The following is a 15,773-nucleotide window of genomic DNA, read 5'->3' on the forward strand; positions in this document are numbered from 1 at the left end:
CGTGCGGGCGCTCCCGTGTAGAATTTGACCCATAGCGCATCCCTCCATTCATGGCTGAATAATGCACCATCAAATGCCGGGACTAAACACCTAGGCTGGAACATGCTTCACAAATCCCGGAATTAAAGATGTGTGAAATTATCAAGATTATCGCGCGATGGCAATCACAAGAATCAGTGGCGTGAATACGTGACGGGAAACCTTGAATGGGGGTGCCGGCATCGTTGATGTCCAGCTGTTCGCCGCAATGGGAATCAGGTCATGACCCGCTGCGGGCTGACTCATTTGCAGGGCCCGTTTCGTCGGCAGGTCGGGCCACAAATGCAATGGCCCCTTCCTCTGCCTGACAGGGGAAGGGGCCATTTAATCGATTTCAGCCTCGCCAATAGACGGGGCCGATCAGGCAGGCTTAGAGAACGGTGACGTTTTCAGCCTTCGACTTGCCAGTCTTGCGGTCCTGGCCGACTTCGTAGCTGACCTTCTGGCCGTCCTGAAGTGCGCCGCCGAAGCCAACAGCCGAGATGTGAACGAACACATCCGGACCACCATTGTCGGGGGTGATGAAACCAAAACCTTTGTCCTGGGCGAAGAATTTTACCGTGCCAGTTGCCATAATGTCCTCTGTGACTGCTTAGCGTTCCGCACTGCCTTATCAATCAACGTCGCACGCGGCAAGCTTGTTCCGTCGATAGAGCCGTTCTTTGGCACGAACGAGCGCAAGATTAGTGTCATGCGGCCTTCGGAGACCAGCTTGCGAAGGGGTCGGAAAGGGTTTTCCACTTCTCTGGCGTATAGCCTTCCGCTTTGACAAGGCAGGAATCAAGCGCGGCGCGGATCTCCGCCTCGTCCATAGGTTCGGCCCCGATGAAGACGATTTCCTGGCGACGGTCCCCCCAGACCGGATCGAGATAGGGTTTCATCATCTTGAGAAAGCCCGGATCGTCGGGCCATTGCGCTTTTGGCACGGAGGCCCACCACAGGCCCATCTTCTGTGTACGCACCAGCGCGCCGGCCTGACTGATCTCGCCGACATAATGCGGCCGTGTCGCCAGCCAGAAGAAACCCTTGGCGCGCACCACGCCCGGCCAGCTCCTGTCGAGGAAATGTTTGAAGCGTCCGGGGTCGAAGGGTGCGCGGGCGCGATAGACGAACGAGCGGATGCCATATTCCTCGGTTTCCGGCACATGATCCTTGAAGCCGTAGAGCTCCTTGAACCACAGCGGATGCTGTTCTGCCTTCGCGAAATCGAATCGCCCGGTGCCGAGTACCTGTTTGAGATCGACCTGGCCGAAATCGGCCTCTATCAGCTTCGCATCCGGGTTCAGGCCGACGACGATCTTGCGGGCGGCGTCGCGCTGCTCCGGTGTTGCCGTGCCGATCTTGTTCAGGATGACGACATCGGCGAACTCGATCTGCTCGACCAGAAGGTCGACAATGGTGCGGTTGTCGCCATCGCCTGCGATTTCACCACGGTCCGAGAGGAAATCGGCGGAACCGTAATCGGCCAGAAGGTTGGCGGCATCGACCACGGTCACCATCGTGTCCAGACGCGCAACATCCGACAGGCTCATGCCGTTCTCGTCGCGAAAATCGAAGGTGGCGGCGACGGGCAGCGGCTCGGCAATGCCGGTCGATTCGATCAATAGGTAATCGAAGCGATTCTGCTCGGCGAGTGCCCGCACTTCCGTCAGCAGGTCGTCGCGCAGCGTGCAACAGATGCAGCCATTGGTCATTTCGACCAGTTGCTCCTCGGTGCGGGAAAGATTCGCGCCGCCGTCGCGTACCAGCGCGGCATCGATGTTCACTTCACTCATGTCGTTGACGATGAGGGCGACGCGCAAGCCATCGCGATTGGCGAGAATATGATTCAGAAGCGTAGTCTTTCCTGCGCCGAGAAAGCCGGAAAGGACGGTGACGGGAAGTTTTCTCTGGGTCATGGAAGCTTGTTCCTGTTGGTGTCTCGATAAGGGTGGCGAAGGGGTGGTGGCTATCGGCACTCCCGGCAGATGCCCTGCATTTCGATGGAGGTGTTGCGGACCTTGAAGCCGTCGAGGCGAGCCCGGCGTAGAAGCGCGTCCTCGACCCTCTCGTCGTGGAACTCGCTGACTTTTCCGCAGGCCTCGCAGATCTCGAAAGCCGTAATGCGCGGATGAATGTGTCCGTCGCGGGAGTGACAGCAGATGACGAAGGCGTTCATGCTTTCCAGGCGGTGAACCAGACCGGCCCCCATGAGCCTGTCGAGTGCGCGGTAAACCTGAAGCGGCGCCTTCAGGCCCTTGTCGCGCAGGCGATCCAGAATGTTGTAGGCGCTGAGTGGTTGGGCAGAACCCTCCAGCGTGGACAGGACCAGTTGCTGGTTTCGGGTCAGCTTGTTGCGCGTTTCCGGATGGGCATCCCTTAACATCTGAGCCTCGCGGGTATGGTTTGAACGCCGTGTCCGGAGCCGTCGCAACGGCTCCGGACATTACGGTTTCGATCTCAGTCTCAATGGGCGGCACCGGAGCCGCCCACCGCGACAATCGAGAAGGGCTGGCCCTCGACGGCAATGGTGCGGCTTTCCTGCAAGGTTGCGGCATCGACGACGCGCACGAGAGCGTGGCGGGGATCGGTGATGGCGATCTGCCCGTCCGCCACGGCCAGCCGCGGACGCGGGTCGCGCCAGTGACCGTCCTTGCTGTAGGGTTCCGTGACATTGGCCTTGCGAACGATCTCGCCCTTGATCACGTCGAGGACATGCAGGTCGCCGTCTTCTGTCAGAATATAGGCATTGCGCGGATTGGCGGCGTCGAGCAGGAAATCGACGCGTCGTGTCGGCAATTCCACCAGACGGTAGGCGTTGTCGCTGTCGGGGTCGATCAGGACAACCTTGTCTTCACCGTAATTGCCGAGGAAAAACTGCATCGCCTTACCACCCAGCAGCGTGCCGGTCTGGCCCTTCGGGAAGCTGGCGGGGTAGGGCAGCATTTCGATCTTCGGCCCGTTAATCCCGTCCGGCCGCGCCACAAGCACACCTTCCTTGCAGCCGAAGGCAACCAGTCTGGCCGAGGTTGCCTCTCCATGCAGGTCCGTGCACTTCGCAATGTCGCCAATCTGGGCACCATTGGCGTCGATCACCCGCAAGCCGATCCGCGGCGGCAATTCCTCCGGATTCGTTGCGACCTCCGTGTTGGGAGCGGAAAGAAGAACGTGATCGCCCATTGTCACGGCAACACCATGATGCGGCTTCACCGTATCGAGGGTGCGGACATCCGTTCTGCCTTCGAGAAGGGCCGCTTCGTTGATGATTTCCGCCTTGCCGCCGCGATCGTAGAACAGGATCAGGTGATCGTCGTGCGGCACGACGTGGAAGGGGCGTTTACCCTCGAAGGTTACAGGCAAAAGGCCGGTTTCCGACACCGCGAGATCGCGGTGATCGCCGTGGTCGGAAAAGTCGATGCCGGTTTTGATGACATGCACAATATCGGCGTCGGATTGCGTCGCGAAAACGGTCTGACCGGAGGCGCTTACCGTCAATGTCGCATGGCCCTTCAGGTCATAGCGGCCAAGTTCCTTGCCGTTTGCGAAGTCGATGGCGCGCACGACGGGTTGCGTGTGGTCTGCCACGAACAGCCTCCAGGCCTCCTGCGTATCATGGCTTTCCTCTGCCATTGCAAAGGGGGCCGTGAAAACAAGTGCGGCGACGGCGGCGGTGACCAGAAGATTGCGGCGCAGTGACGTGTGCATGGTGTCATCCCTGATGTTGTTGATTTTGTGAAGCTAAGCTCTCTTGCCGCCAGCACATGACCGGAATGGCAATTGTCTTTTGAAATGTTATTACATTACTTTTCGTTTGACGAACGTAATAACATTACATAATTAGGCGCTGTCAACCCCCGAGGATGCGATGTCTGACACTTGCCTGAAATTCGATAATCTGACGCTGGGCTATCAGGGCCATGCGGCAGTCCACCACCTGAGCGGCGAGATCAGGCGCGGTACGTTGACGGCGGTTGTCGGCGCCAACGGCTCGGGAAAATCGACGTTGATGAAGGGTATTGCCGGCATTTTGAAGCCGATCAGCGGTGCCTGCATTTCGGAGTTCTCCCGGTTGGCCTATCTGCCGCAGCAATCCGAACTGGACAGAACGTTTCCTGCCCGTGTCATCGACCTCGTGTCGCTCGGCTTCTGGCAGAAACGTGGACTTCTTGGTCGCATGACGCCGGCCGATAAAACCGACCTTGCCGCCTGTCTTGCGGCCGTCGGCCTCACCGGGTTCGAGAAGCGTCCGCTGGACAGCCTGTCCGGCGGGCAGATGCAGCGCGCGCTTTTCGCCCGTGCCATGGTGCAGGATGCCGATCTCATTCTGCTGGATGAACCCTTCAATGCCGTGGACGAGCGCACGATCGGCGATCTTGTTGTGCTGGTGAAGCGCTGGGTTGCCGAAGGACGAACCGTGTTATGCGTTCTTCACGATCACGCTCTGGTGCGGGCGCATTTTCCTCGGACGTTGCTGATGGCCCGTACGCTGGTGGGCTGTGGTGCGACGGATACCGTGCTGACCGTGGACAATCTCCTACGCGCCCGCGGCTTTCAGGAGGCATGGGACGATAACGCCGCCTGGTGCGGCGACGGTCGATCCCTTGACGATGCGTCCGGACAGGTTGTCGCCCATGTTTGAATATTTCATCTGTCCCTTCCTGCAATATGGCTTCATGCAGCGTGCTCTGTTCGGCTCCATCGTTCTGTCGGTCAGCTGCGCTCCCGTCGGCGTTTTCCTTATGCTCCGGCGCATGAGTCTGACGGGCGATGCCATGTCGCACGCCATCTTGCCCGGTGCGGCGCTCGGCTTTCTTTTCTTCGGTCTCGACATTCTGCCGATGACGATCGGCGGGCTGGTCGTCGGACTTCTGGTCGCGCTCGGTTCGGGTGTCGTCTCTCGCTTCACCGTTCAGAAGGAGGATGCCTCGATGGCCGCCTTCTATCTCATTTCGCTGGCGGTGGGGGTTTTGCTCGTCTCCTGGCGGGGGTCGAGTGTCGATTTGATGCATGTTCTCTTCGGTTCGGTGCTGGCGTTGAACGATGAGGCGCTTGCCCTCATCGTCGGTATTGCGCTCGTTACCTTTGTTGCCTTCACCATCTTCTGGCGGGCGCTGGTGGCCGAATGCCTCGATCCGCTGTTCCTGCGTTCGGTCAGCCGCATTGGCGGGCCGGTCCATTTCCTGTTTCTGACGCTCGTGGTCCTCAACCTCATTGGCGGGTTTCAGGCGCTTGGAACGCTGTTGTCGGTCGGGCTGATGATGCTGCCGGCGGTCGCCGCCCGCTTCTGGTCGAACGATGTTCGAAGCCTCTGCCTGATTGCGATCACCATCGCGGTGGCTTCGTCGCTGAGCGGCCTGCTTCTTTCCTACCACGCTTCCATGCCATCCGGGCCGGCCATCATTTTCTGCGCCGGCGCCATCTACGTTTTCTCCGCTTTGGCGGGCCGTCGGGGAATGCTGTCCAGCCTTCTCCGCTCCAGCCGCCACAAGACAGCCTGATCAACAAAAGGAGCTTTCCATGTTCAGGACGTTTCGTATCGCAACGGCTGCAAGCCTGCTCACCCTTTGCGGGTTTGCCTCCGGTGCTTCGGCCGCCGATCTCAAGGTCGTCGCCAGCTTCTCGATCATCGCCGATCTCGCGAAAAATATCGGCGGCGACCGGATTGACCTCAAGACGCTCGTTCCCGTCGATGGCGACGCACATACGTACGAGCCGCGCCCGGCGGACGCGGCCGCTCTGGCCGAGGCCAATGTGGTTCTGGTCAATGGCCTCGAACTCGAAGGCTTCATGTCGCGCCTCATCGAGACGAGCGGCACCAAGGCATCGGTTGTTCAGGTGAGCAAGGGCGTCAAGCCGATCAAGGGCGAAGAGGACGAGCACCACGACGAGAAGAAGGCCGATGCCGGCCATGAGGAGCATCACCATCATGGCGAGTTTGATCCGCATGCCTGGCAGTCAGTCAGGAACGGCGAAATCTATGTGAAGAACATCGCCAAGGCCTTCTGCGAAGCCGACAAGGCCGGTTGCGACACCTACAAGGCCAACGAGAAGGCCTATCTTGAAAAGCTCGACGCGCTTGACAAGGAAGTCCGCGCTGAAATCGACTCCATCCCCAGGAGCAAGCGCGTCATCATCACGTCGCACGACGCTTTCGGCTATTTCGAGCATGAATACGGCCTGAAGTTCCTCGCACCTGAAGGGATTTCCACCGAGGCGGAGGCCTCCGCCGCCGATGTTGCGAAGCTGGTTGATCAGGTGAAGGAAGACAAGGCCTCGGCCATTTTCGTGGAAAACATCACCAATCCCCGGCTGGTAGAGCAGATTGCCAAGGAGACGGGGCTGAAGGTCGGCGGGACGCTCTATTCCGACGCGCTGTCGGCAGCGGACGGCCCGGCCTCGACCTATATCGACATGTTCCACCACAATGTGAAGACGATGAAGGCCGCCATCCTCGGCAGTTGATGATCTGCCGTCCTGCCCGGGCAGAGACCGGGCAGGACGGCCTCTGGTGCATGGCGCGCGCGAGGCGCTTTCCGTCGCCGATGTGGCAACAAGCCTTTTGCCGCCAGTCGCATCAAGGATATGCGAAGGCTTGCATGCAAAGACGGCGTGCAATTCGGCCGGTAACGCTCAGCGCTGGCTTTGTTCCGTAATGTAGTGGTTGAGGATCTGCGCGATATCCGGCTCGGCATCGCCATCGTCCGCCTTGGCGCGGTCTTCGACGGCGTGCAGGTGATGATCCATGATCTGGATTGCTGTCTCCTTGTCCAGATTCTTCAACGCCTCGATCAACTGGATATGCTCGTCGATGCCGCATTCCGCCGAATGCGGACGCCCGAACCGCGCGAGGATAAGCGATGAGCGCGAAACGATCTGGCTGATGAAGTCGATCAGGAGTTTCGAACCCGTCAGTTCGGCCAGAAGGATGTGAAACTCACCGGCAAGCCGGATCGAACGCGGCGAAGAAGCCCGCAACGCACGCTCCTCCTCGCGGATATGGGAAACGAGCGCGTCTATGCCGTCCTTCGGCATGCGCGTGCAAAGGCGCTCGATCACCTCTCGCTCAAGGCAGCGGCGCAGTGAAAAAACCTCTTTGGCCTCTTCCAGAGTCGGCATGGCAACCGCCGCGCCGCGATTGGGCCTGATCTCCACTAGTCCATCCGATGCCAGCCGGAGCAGCGCATTGCGGGCGCTGGTGCGGCTGACCCCGAACGTGTCGCCGATCGAATCCTCCGGCAGCTTGACGCCGGGTTTCAGCGCCTGCTCGAGGATCGCCCTTCTGAGCGAAGCATAGATCGCATCGCTGCGGCTTTGCTGTGTCGACATTGGGGCCTCCGGCGTGTCGCTGATTTCGACTTCGGGCCGTTATACCCCAAACCGTGCATTCTTTCTAATGCAAATTATTGAATTCAATATTTTCTTGAGATTGCATTCAATTTGCGATAAAGCTCGCTGAGAAGCGCAGGCAATGCAACATTCGAGTGGCGATCGTTCAATTGAATTGCCGAAATTCCAGTGCGCATTGAATACGATTTCGCAAACTCTGGCAACAATATCGCATACAATTATAGGGGAACGATATGAGCAGAATTTCCAGAATCCTTCTGGCCGGCGTAACGCTACTCGCCGTAGCCGCACCGGCTGCCGCCGAAACCTTCCGTTGGGGCGCATCGCGGGACATCGGCTCCCTCGACCCCTATTCCTATGGCGACAGCTTCACGCTTGGCGTGCTGAACCATATCTATGAGGGCCTTGTGCGCTACGATCGCGACCTGAAGATCGAATCCGCGCTGGCGACGTCCTGGGAAATCGTTTCGCCCACCACCTGGCGGTTCAAGCTGCGCGAAGGGGTGAAGTTCCACAACGGCGCCGATTTCACGGCAGAAGACGTGCAGGCCTCGCTGAAGCGCGCCGCCGATCCCAAGTCGCCGCTCAAGGGCAATATACCGGCCTATAAGGGCTCGCGCGTTATCGATGATCACACGATCGAGATCGACGTGACGGAGAACTACCCGCTTCTCCTCAATGACCTGACGACCATCTACATCTTCGACGCCGGCTGGCTGAAGGACAACAATGCCGAAGCCCCGACCGATGTCGGCGCCGGCGTGGAAGGCTACGCTACCTACAACGCCAATGGCACTGGCCCCTTCAAGGTCGAAAGCCGTCAGCCCGACGCCAAATCCGTCTTCGTCAAGTTCGATGGCTGGTGGGACAAGCCGGTCCACAATCTCGACCGTATCGAGTTTTCGCCGGTCGCCTCGGACGCGACGCGCGTCGCCGCCCTGTTGGCCGGCGATATCGACTTCACCGACAAGGCTCCGGTGCAGGATATCCCGCGTCTTGAAGCCTCGCCGAACGTCAAGCTGCTCGAAGGCACTGACCTGCGTACGGTCATGCTGGGCTTTTCCCAGCGCGACCAGCTCATCTCCGGCGCGCCCAACCCGATGAAGGATTTGCGCGTGCGTCAGGCATTGCAGATCTCCATTGATCTGGACCTCATCCAGAAACGCGTCATGCGTGGCAAGTCCCGCAATGCCGGCACGCTGGTCGCCCCGCCGATCCCCGGCTATGACGCCGCCCTCGACACGCCGGTGAAGGCCGATCCGGAAAAGGCGAAAGCGCTGCTGAAGGAAGCAGGCGCCGAAGGCTTCGAATTCGATTTCAACTGTTCGGATACGCTGGTGAATGAGGAGCAGATCTGTCAGGCCATCGCCTCCATGTGGTCACGCATCGGCCTCAAGCCGAAGCTCGATCAGGGCCCGCGCGCCGTGCAGACGCCGAAGCGTTCCGGCGGCAAGGTCGATGTCTACACGCTCGGCTGGGCGACCCTGCCGATGCTGGACGGTTACAGCCTCACGTCACAGGTTCTGCACACCAAGGAAGGCACTTTCGGCATCTTCAACTGGGGCGGCTGGTCCGACAAGGAATTCGACAAGCTGACAGAAGCCTCCTCCACTGAACTCGACCGCACCAAGCGTCTCGCGCTCGTGACGGAATCGCTCAAGGTGGCCAGGGATCATGCCCTGATGATCCCGCTGCACCAGCAGCCGCTGACCTGGGCGACGACCGACAAGGTGGCCGACCTGCCGCTGATGCCCGACAACCTGCCGCGTCTGTGGCTGGTCAAAAAGTAAGACACAGCGCACCGCCAGCCCCTGCCGGCCGGCGGTGCGCTCTCTTTCTGTCCATCCCGGATCGGACTGTCGACCATGATCGTCTTTCTCATCAAGCGCATCGGAAACGCCATCCTTGTGATGCTGACCGTCGCCTTTCTTGCCTTTCTGATCTTCCGCTTCCTCGGCGACCCCGTGGAGATGATGATGAACGAGAGTGCGACGCAGGTGGAACGCGACGAACTTCGCGCCCGTCTTGGCCTTAACGACAGCTTCCTCGTTCAATATGGACGTTTCGTCGTGAATGCCGCGCAGGGCGAATTCGGCCTGTCCTGGCGCAACCAGCAGGCGGTTACGACGCTGATTGCCGAGCGGTTTCCGGCCACCTTCGAACTCGTGCTCATAGCGACGTTCATTTCGCTCGTGATCGGCATCCCGCTCGGTGTCTTTACTGCCATCGGGCGCGGGCGCTGGTGGGCGGAGAGCCTGCAGTTCACATCGGTCGTCGGCGTATCCCTGCCAAGCTTTCTCGTCGGCATCCTGCTCATCCTGACGTTTTCCGTATCCCTCGGATGGTTGCCGGGATACGGGCGCGGCGAAGTGGTTCCGCTCGGCTGGTGGACGACGGGCCTCCTCACGTCATCCGGCCGCGCGGCGGTGGTGCTGCCGGCGCTTTCGCTTTCGCTTTTCCAGATCACCCTCGTCATGCGTCTCGTGCGGGCTGAAATGCTGGAAACGCTGCGCGCCGACTTCATCAAGTTCGCCCGCGCTCGCGGCGTTCCGCGCCGGTCGCTGTGGTTCCGCCATGCGCTGAAAAACTGTCTCATGCCGGTCATCACATTGACCGCCATGCAGATCGGCAATCTCATCGCCTTCGCGCTCGTCACCGAAACGGTTTTCCAGTGGCCGGGCATGGGCATGCTGTTCATGCAGGCGGTGACCTTCGTCGATATTCCGGTGATGGCGGCCTATCTCTGCATCGTCTCGTTCATCTTCGTCGTGCTGAACACGGTTGTCGACATCGCCTATGCGGTTATCGATCCGCGCCTGCGCAAAAGCTGAGACAGGAAACCGCCATGACCGCTATTGCCGCAAAACCACGCGCCTCACGCCTCGCTCGCCTGCGCAATTCCGACCTGTGGTGGAGCTTCAAGCGCCATCCCTCGGCCGTCATTGCCGCCATCGTGCTTGCGGTGCTCGTCCTGTCGGCCCTTTTTGCGCCCTTCATCGTGCCGCAGAACCCCTACGATCTCGCGGCGCTGGAACTGCTTAACGCCGAGATACCGCCGATCTGGCATCCGGACGGTCAATGGCCCTTCCTGCTCGGTACCGATCTTCAGGGCCGCGACATGCTGTCGGCCATTCTTTACGGATCGCGGGCATCCCTCATCATCGGTGCGGCCTCCGTCGCGGTGTCGCTCACGGTGGGCGCGACGCTCGGCCTCGTCGCCGGCTATTACGGCAAATGGGCCGATGGCCTTCTGATGCGTGTCGGCGACGTGCTCCTGTCGATGCCGACCATGCTGATCGCCATTCTTGTCTCGGCCATCGCCCGCTCGCTGCTGCCGCCGGGTCTGCGCGAGGCGGGAGCCTCCGCCGTTATCGTTCTCGCCATCTCGCTTTCCGGCTGGGTGCAATATGCGCGTACCGTGCGGGCACTGACCATGGTGGAGCGCGACAAGGAATATGTGCAGGCCGCCCGTCTCATCCGCGTTCCCGCACGCCGCATCATGCTGCGTCACATCCTGCCCAATACCACGACGCCGCTGCTCGTCACCGCGACGCTGAATTTCGGCCTCGGCATTCTCATCGAGGCGACACTCTCGTTCCTGGGTGTCGGCATGCCGCTGGAGCAGCCCTCGCTTGGAACCTTGATCCGCATCGGCAACCAGTATCTGTTTTCCGGCCTGTGGTGGATCGTCCTCTTTCCCGCACTCCAGCTCTGTCTTCTCGTCGTGTCGATCAATGTGCTCGGCGACTGGCTGCGCGATGCGCTCAACCCCAAACTTCGCTGAGGTAATGTCATGTCCGATCTTCTGATCAAGAACGCGAGACCCATGGGGGAAGCGACCGCCGATATTCTGATCCGTAACGGACGGATCGCGGCGATCGGCGCCGGGATTGAAGCTGAGGGTGTCGTGACCGAGGATGCCGGGGGCGCCATCGCCATTCCCGGCCTCGTCGACGCTCATACCCATCTCGACAAGTCTCTCCTTGGCTTTCCCTGGTATCGCAACGAGGTCGGCCCCCGGCTCATCGACAAGATCGACAATGAACGCAAGGTGAAGCGGGACTACGGGCTCGACGCCCATGTGCAGTCGATGCGTCAGTCGCTGCAATCGGTGTCCTACGGTACGACGCTGATCCGCAGTCATGTCGATGTCGATACGGATCAGGGCGTTATCGCTATCGAAGGCGTGATGGAAACCCGTCGCCAGCTCGCCGGCGTGGTGGAAATAGAGATCGTCGCCTTTCCGCAATCCGGCCTGATGCGCCGTCCCGGCACGCTGGAGCTTCTCGACAGGGCGATGGCGATGGGGGCGGATCTCGTTGGCGGTCTCGACCCCTGCGGCATGGACCGCGATCCCAAAGGCCATCTCGACGCCATCTTTGCTCTGGCCGAAAAATACGGCAGGGGCATCGATATCCATCTGCATGAGAGCGCCGAGCTTGGCGCCTTTTCCATGGAGATGATCTTCGAGCGCATCCGCGCCCATTCCATGCAGGGCAAGGTGGCTGTCAGCCACGCCTTCTGCCTTGGCGACCCCGACTGGACCATGACGCAGGGCCTGATCGACACCTGCGCAGAACTCGACGTGCCGATCCTGACCACCGCGCCGCCCTCGCGGGATGCGCCGTCCCTCAAGCGACTTCACGCAGCCGGTGTACGCTTCGGCGCGGGTGTGGATGGGTTCCGCGACACCTGGGGGCCTTATGGCAACGGCGACATGCTGGAGCGCGCCATGCTGCTCGGCATGAAGAACAACCTGCGCCGCGACGACGAGGTGGCCATGGCGCTTAATGTCTGCACCACGGGCGGCGCGGCGGTCATGGAGCGGAGCGACCACGCACTCGTTGCCGGCGGGCGCGGCGATGTCGTGCTTTTGGCGGGAGAAACCCTTGCCGAAGCGGTTGTCACCCATGCGCCGCGCAAGCTCGTCGTCACCGCCGGCAATATCGCGGCGCGCGACGGCAAGAGCCTGAGAGAACGCCCATGAGATGGTCCGATCTGCCGCTTGGCAAACGGCCCGAGGGCCGCTGGGCGCTTTGTGCCCGTTTCGTGATTGCCGATCTGCCGGAAGGACGCCGGCTGATCGAAAACGGCGAGGTTGTGATTGAGGCCGACCGCGTGATCTTTGTGGGCTCCCACTTCGAAGGCGAGGTCGCTGCACGCTACGATATGGGCGAGGCGCTGGTCGGTCCGGGTTTTGTTGATCTCGACGCGCTCTCCGATCTCGATACGACCGTGCTGGCCATGGACAACCAGCCCGGCTGGAAAAAGGGGCGCGTCTGGGCCCATGACTATGCGCCGCGCGCCTATGAAATGTATTCACCGGAGGAACTGGCCTTCCAGAAGCGTTTCGCCTTCGCGCAGCTTCTTCTGAACGGCATCACCTCCGCTCTGCCGATCGCCTCGCTATTCTACCGGCAGTGGGGCGAAACCGTTGCCGAATTCGAGGCGGCGGCTCTGGCTGCCGAAGAGCTTGGCCTGCGCGTCTGGCTTGGCCCCGCCTATCGCACCGGTGGCGTGATCCTTGACGAAGCGGGCGCGATGCAGCCCTTTTTCGATGAGGAACGCGGCCTTACCGGGCTGAAGGAGGCCGCCGATTTCGCCGCCCGCATTCACGGCAGCGCCAATGGGCTCGTCTCCGGCATGTTCGCGCCCGACCGGGTGGAAACCTCCACGGAAACGCTGCTACGCGAAACCTTCGCGCGGGCCGATGAGCTGAACGTGCCCGTGCGGCTGCACATGGCCCAGGGCGAGATGGAACTGCAAACCGTGAAGCGGCTTTACGGTATGACCGCGCCGCAATGGCTGGACGGGCTCGGCCTGCTGTCTTCCCGGTTGATCGCGCCGCACGCCACCGTCGCGACAGATGACGACCTCGCTCGTTATGCTACCCATGGCGTCACGGTTGCCCACTGTCCGCTGGTTTCTGCGCGTCACGGTTCGGCGCTGAACTCGTTCTCCCGGTTGAAGGCCTTGGGCATTCGCATCGGCATGGGCACAGATACCGCCCCGCCCGATATGGTGCTGAACATGGCGGTAGGCCTGATGATGAACCGCGTCGCCTCGGGCACCGGTGACGCCGGTTCGGCTGCCGATTTCTATGACGCCGCAACGATTGCCGGGGCCGACGCGCTGAACCGCGGCGATCTCGGTCGTCTCGCCGTCGGCGCAAAGGCCGATATCGCCGTTTTCGACATGGCCGACGGCATGATCGCGCCGCGCATCGATCCCGTCCAGACGCTGGTCTATGGTGCTACGGGCCGGGTTACGAAGGCGACCATCGTCGATGGCCGCCTTTCGATGCGCGACGGCGCGGTGGCCGGCTTCGATCTCAAGGCAGCGCGCATCACGGCACAGAAACAGTTCGACGGGCTCGTCGCGCGCTATCCGGAACGGACCTATCTGCACCCGTCCGTCGAGGTGATCTTTCCCCCCAGCTATCCACGCCCGGAGCCTTCGCGATGACCAAAGCACTGGACGTCAGGGATCTGTCGGTCGAGTTTCCAACCCGCCATGGCGTTCTGAACGCGTTGAGCGATGTCTCGCTCACCGTCAATCAGGGTGAAATTCTCGGTGTCGTCGGTGAATCCGGAGCCGGAAAATCCATGACCGGCATGTCGGTGCTCGGTCTGCTGGAGCCGCCCGGAAGGATCAGCGGCGGCGAAATTCGCATTGCTGGCGAGCGTACGGACAATCTCTCGGAAAAGGAGATGGCGAAGGTGCGCGGGCGCCTGGTCGGCGCCATCTTTCAGGACCCGCTGACATCGCTCAACCCACTGTTCTCTGTCGGCCAGCAACTCGTGGAAACGATCCGGCTTCATACCGATCTCGACCGCGTTGGCGGTCGCCGCCGGGCCGTCGAACTCCTGAAACAGGTCGGTATTCCCGGCGCGGAGGAGCGGATCGATCATTACCCGCACCAGTTTTCCGGCGGTATGCGCCAGCGGGTGGTCATCGCTCTGGCGCTGGCCGGCAATCCGAAGCTCATCATTGCCGACGAACCGACGACAGCGCTTGACGTCTCCATTCAGGCCCAGATCACCGCCCTTTTGAAGACGTTGTGCCGCGAACACGGCGCGGGCGTCATGCTTGTCACGCACGATATGGGCGTGATCGCCGAAACCGCCGACCGCGTGGCGGTGATGTATGCCGGGCGGGTGGTGGAGATCGGGCCGGTCGATGAGGTCGTCAACCGACCGCAGCATCCCTATACGCGCGGGCTGATGGGATCGATCCCGGCGCTGGGTGCGCGCGTCGAACGTCTCGCCCAGATCGACGGGGCCATGCCCCGCCTCAACGCCATTCCGCCGGGCTGCGCCTTCAATCCGCGCTGTCCAGATGCCGGACCGCGCTGCCGCGAGTTGCGGCCATCCCTTGTTCCCGCTGGCGCAGGCTCCGCCGCCTGCCTCATCCATGACGGAGGCGTCGCATGAGAAGTCCCGACAATGCCCTTGAAGTGGATCAACTGACCCGTACCTTCGATGTCTCGGCGCCCTGGCTGAACCGGGTGCTGGAGCGCAAGCCGAAGCGCTATCTGCGCGCCGTCCAGGACGTGACCTTCACCGTCGGGCGCGGCAAATGCCTGGCGCTCGTCGGGGAATCGGGCTGCGGCAAATCGACGGTCGCGCGCCTCGTCACGGGCCTCTACGCCCCGACCGAAGGTTCCATCGTCTTCGCACCCGACCGCAACGGCGCGCCGATGGAAGCACAGATGATCTTCCAGGACCCGCATGCAAGCCTCAACCCTCGTTGGCGCGTCGGCGACATCATCGCCGAGCCGATCCGGGAATTCGGCCTTCGCGACAGCGACGAGGCGACGAACGCCCGCGTGGCGGAGGTGCTGAAGATCGTCGGCCTCTCGCCGGATGACGCAGGCCGTTATCCGCATGAGTTCTCGGGCGGCCAGCGGCAGCGTATCTCCATTGCCCGCGCACTCGCCTCCGAGCCGGAATTCCTCGTCTGCGACGAACCGACCTCGGCGCTCGACGTGTCGGTGCAGGCGCAAATCCTCAATCTCATGCGCCGCCTTCAGGATGAACTCGGCCTCACCTATCTGTTCATCAGCCACAACCTCGCCGTCGTGCGACACATGGCTGACCGCATCGCCGTCATGTATCTCGGCCGCATCGTCGAGGAAGCGGAAACGGAAGCGCTGTTCGCCAATCCGCAGCACCCTTATACCCGGCTTCTCCTGCAGACGATCCCGGATGTCAGGGCGCCGAACCGGACGCGGGCGCTGATGGGTGGCGAACCGCCGAGCCCCCTCAATCCACCTGCTGGCTGCGCCTTCCATCCCCGCTGCCCGATGGCCACCGAGCGGTGCGGACGTGAGGCGCCTTCGGTGCGCCCGCGCCCGGAAGGCGGCCGTGTTGCCTGCCACTATGCGGGAGACAGCCTTTGAGCGCGAA

Annotated in this window: 15 protein-coding genes; 10 read left to right on the forward strand and 5 right to left on the reverse strand. The window is 61.5% G+C overall.

Features of this window, described 5'->3' with window-relative positions; all coding sequences use genetic code 11:
* Positions 1-409 precede the first annotated feature (409 nt).
* The 4 genes from GGQ66_RS20550 to aztD form a co-directional block, all read right to left on the reverse strand.
* Complete coding sequence (locus tag GGQ66_RS20550) at positions 410-613, reverse strand: cold-shock protein (RefSeq protein ID WP_183795171.1); 204 nt, start codon at positions 611-613, stop codon at positions 410-412.
* Between the two features lie 115 nt (positions 614-728).
* Positions 729-1,937, reverse strand: a complete 1,209-nt coding sequence (zigA, locus tag GGQ66_RS20555) for a zinc metallochaperone GTPase ZigA (protein WP_183795173.1) — start codon at positions 1,935-1,937, stop codon at positions 729-731.
* A 50-nt stretch (positions 1,938-1,987) separates the two neighbouring features.
* Complete coding sequence (locus GGQ66_RS20560) at positions 1,988-2,404, reverse strand: Fur family transcriptional regulator (protein WP_183795175.1); 417 nt, start codon at positions 2,402-2,404, stop codon at positions 1,988-1,990.
* An 80-nt stretch (positions 2,405-2,484) separates the two neighbouring features.
* Positions 2,485-3,723, reverse strand: a complete 1,239-nt coding sequence (gene aztD / locus GGQ66_RS20565; protein ID WP_183795177.1) for a zinc metallochaperone AztD — start codon at positions 3,721-3,723, stop codon at positions 2,485-2,487.
* A gap of 160 nt (positions 3,724-3,883) precedes the next feature.
* Between aztD and aztA the strand changes: the two genes are divergently transcribed.
* The 3 genes from aztA to aztC are packed head-to-tail and all read left to right on the forward strand — an operon-like array spanning position 3,884 to position 6,480.
* Positions 3,884-4,657: a zinc ABC transporter ATP-binding protein AztA gene (gene aztA, locus GGQ66_RS20570; protein ID WP_183795179.1), complete on the forward strand. Its 774-nt coding sequence runs from the start codon at positions 3,884-3,886 to the stop codon at positions 4,655-4,657.
* Positions 4,650-5,516 carry a zinc ABC transporter permease AztB gene (aztB, locus tag GGQ66_RS20575; protein ID WP_183795181.1) on the forward strand — a complete coding sequence of 289 codons (867 nt, stop codon included), beginning with the start codon at positions 4,650-4,652 and terminating at the stop codon, positions 5,514-5,516. Before aztA ends, aztB begins: the two co-directional genes overlap by 8 nt.
* Before the next feature lie 19 nt (positions 5,517-5,535).
* The gene (gene aztC, locus GGQ66_RS20580) at positions 5,536-6,480 is read left to right on the forward strand and encodes a zinc ABC transporter substrate-binding protein AztC (RefSeq protein WP_183795183.1); all 945 of its coding nucleotides are present in this window, start codon (positions 5,536-5,538) and stop codon (positions 6,478-6,480) included.
* Positions 6,481-6,648: 168 nt separating this feature from the next.
* Here aztC and GGQ66_RS20585 read toward each other — a convergent pair whose 3' ends face one another.
* Positions 6,649-7,344: a GntR family transcriptional regulator gene (locus GGQ66_RS20585; protein WP_183795185.1), complete on the reverse strand. Its 696-nt coding sequence runs from the start codon at positions 7,342-7,344 to the stop codon at positions 6,649-6,651.
* Between the two features lie 254 nt (positions 7,345-7,598).
* Between GGQ66_RS20585 and GGQ66_RS20590 the strand changes: the two genes are divergently transcribed.
* The 7 genes from GGQ66_RS20590 to GGQ66_RS20620 all read left to right on the forward strand — a co-directional run bounded on the left by GGQ66_RS20590 (position 7,599) and on the right by GGQ66_RS20620 (position 15,766).
* On the forward strand, positions 7,599-9,155 hold the full coding sequence (locus GGQ66_RS20590; protein WP_183795187.1) for an ABC transporter substrate-binding protein: 1,557 nt from the start codon (positions 7,599-7,601) through the stop codon (positions 9,153-9,155).
* 75 nt (positions 9,156-9,230) lie between these two features.
* Positions 9,231-10,196, forward strand: coding sequence for an ABC transporter permease (locus GGQ66_RS20595; RefSeq protein WP_183795189.1), 966 nt, complete (start codon positions 9,231-9,233; stop codon positions 10,194-10,196).
* A gap of 14 nt (positions 10,197-10,210) precedes the next feature.
* Positions 10,211-11,149, forward strand: a complete 939-nt coding sequence (locus GGQ66_RS20600; protein WP_183795191.1) for an ABC transporter permease — start codon at positions 10,211-10,213, stop codon at positions 11,147-11,149.
* A 9-nt stretch (positions 11,150-11,158) separates the two neighbouring features.
* Positions 11,159-12,352 (forward strand): amidohydrolase family protein, encoded by a 1,194-nt coding sequence (locus GGQ66_RS20605; protein ID WP_183795194.1) that lies wholly within the window; start codon positions 11,159-11,161, stop codon positions 12,350-12,352.
* Entirely contained in the window at positions 12,349-13,830 is a 1,482-nt protein-coding gene (locus GGQ66_RS20610) for an amidohydrolase family protein (RefSeq protein ID WP_183795196.1), read from the forward strand. Before GGQ66_RS20605 ends, GGQ66_RS20610 begins: the two co-directional genes overlap by 4 nt.
* On the forward strand, positions 13,827-14,798 hold the full coding sequence (locus tag GGQ66_RS20615) for an ABC transporter ATP-binding protein (protein ID WP_183795198.1): 972 nt from the start codon (positions 13,827-13,829) through the stop codon (positions 14,796-14,798). The genes GGQ66_RS20610 and GGQ66_RS20615 overlap by 4 nt, the downstream gene beginning before the upstream one ends.
* Positions 14,795-15,766 (forward strand): ABC transporter ATP-binding protein, encoded by a 972-nt coding sequence (locus GGQ66_RS20620; RefSeq protein ID WP_183795200.1) that lies wholly within the window; start codon positions 14,795-14,797, stop codon positions 15,764-15,766. The genes GGQ66_RS20615 and GGQ66_RS20620 overlap by 4 nt, the downstream gene beginning before the upstream one ends.
* The last annotated feature ends 7 nt before the right edge of the window (positions 15,767-15,773 follow it).

The sequence above is a fragment of the Allorhizobium borbori genome (assembly GCF_014196535.1).
Lineage (GTDB): Bacteria > Pseudomonadota > Alphaproteobacteria > Rhizobiales > Rhizobiaceae > Ectorhizobium > Ectorhizobium borbori.

Coding starts and splice junctions, on each gene's coding strand:
- GGQ66_RS20550 (WP_183795171.1), bottom strand. CDS start 613: ATGGCAACTGGCACGGTAAAATTCTTCGCCCAGGACAAAGGTTTTGGT.
- zigA (WP_183795173.1), bottom strand. CDS start 1,937: ATGACCCAGAGAAAACTTCCCGTCACCGTCCTTTCCGGCTTTCTCGGC.
- GGQ66_RS20560 (WP_183795175.1), bottom strand. CDS start 2,404: ATGTTAAGGGATGCCCATCCGGAAACGCGCAACAAGCTGACCCGAAAC.
- aztD (WP_183795177.1), bottom strand. CDS start 3,723: ATGCACACGTCACTGCGCCGCAATCTTCTGGTCACCGCCGCCGTCGCC.
- aztA (WP_183795179.1), top strand. CDS start 3,884: ATGTCTGACACTTGCCTGAAATTCGATAATCTGACGCTGGGCTATCAG.
- aztB (WP_183795181.1), top strand. CDS start 4,650: ATGTTTGAATATTTCATCTGTCCCTTCCTGCAATATGGCTTCATGCAG.
- aztC (WP_183795183.1), top strand. CDS start 5,536: ATGTTCAGGACGTTTCGTATCGCAACGGCTGCAAGCCTGCTCACCCTT.
- GGQ66_RS20585 (WP_183795185.1), bottom strand. CDS start 7,344: ATGTCGACACAGCAAAGCCGCAGCGATGCGATCTATGCTTCGCTCAGA.
- GGQ66_RS20590 (WP_183795187.1), top strand. CDS start 7,599: ATGAGCAGAATTTCCAGAATCCTTCTGGCCGGCGTAACGCTACTCGCC.
- GGQ66_RS20595 (WP_183795189.1), top strand. CDS start 9,231: ATGATCGTCTTTCTCATCAAGCGCATCGGAAACGCCATCCTTGTGATG.
- GGQ66_RS20600 (WP_183795191.1), top strand. CDS start 10,211: ATGACCGCTATTGCCGCAAAACCACGCGCCTCACGCCTCGCTCGCCTG.
- GGQ66_RS20605 (WP_183795194.1), top strand. CDS start 11,159: ATGTCCGATCTTCTGATCAAGAACGCGAGACCCATGGGGGAAGCGACC.
- GGQ66_RS20610 (WP_183795196.1), top strand. CDS start 12,349: ATGAGATGGTCCGATCTGCCGCTTGGCAAACGGCCCGAGGGCCGCTGG.
- GGQ66_RS20615 (WP_183795198.1), top strand. CDS start 13,827: ATGACCAAAGCACTGGACGTCAGGGATCTGTCGGTCGAGTTTCCAACC.
- GGQ66_RS20620 (WP_183795200.1), top strand. CDS start 14,795: ATGAGAAGTCCCGACAATGCCCTTGAAGTGGATCAACTGACCCGTACC.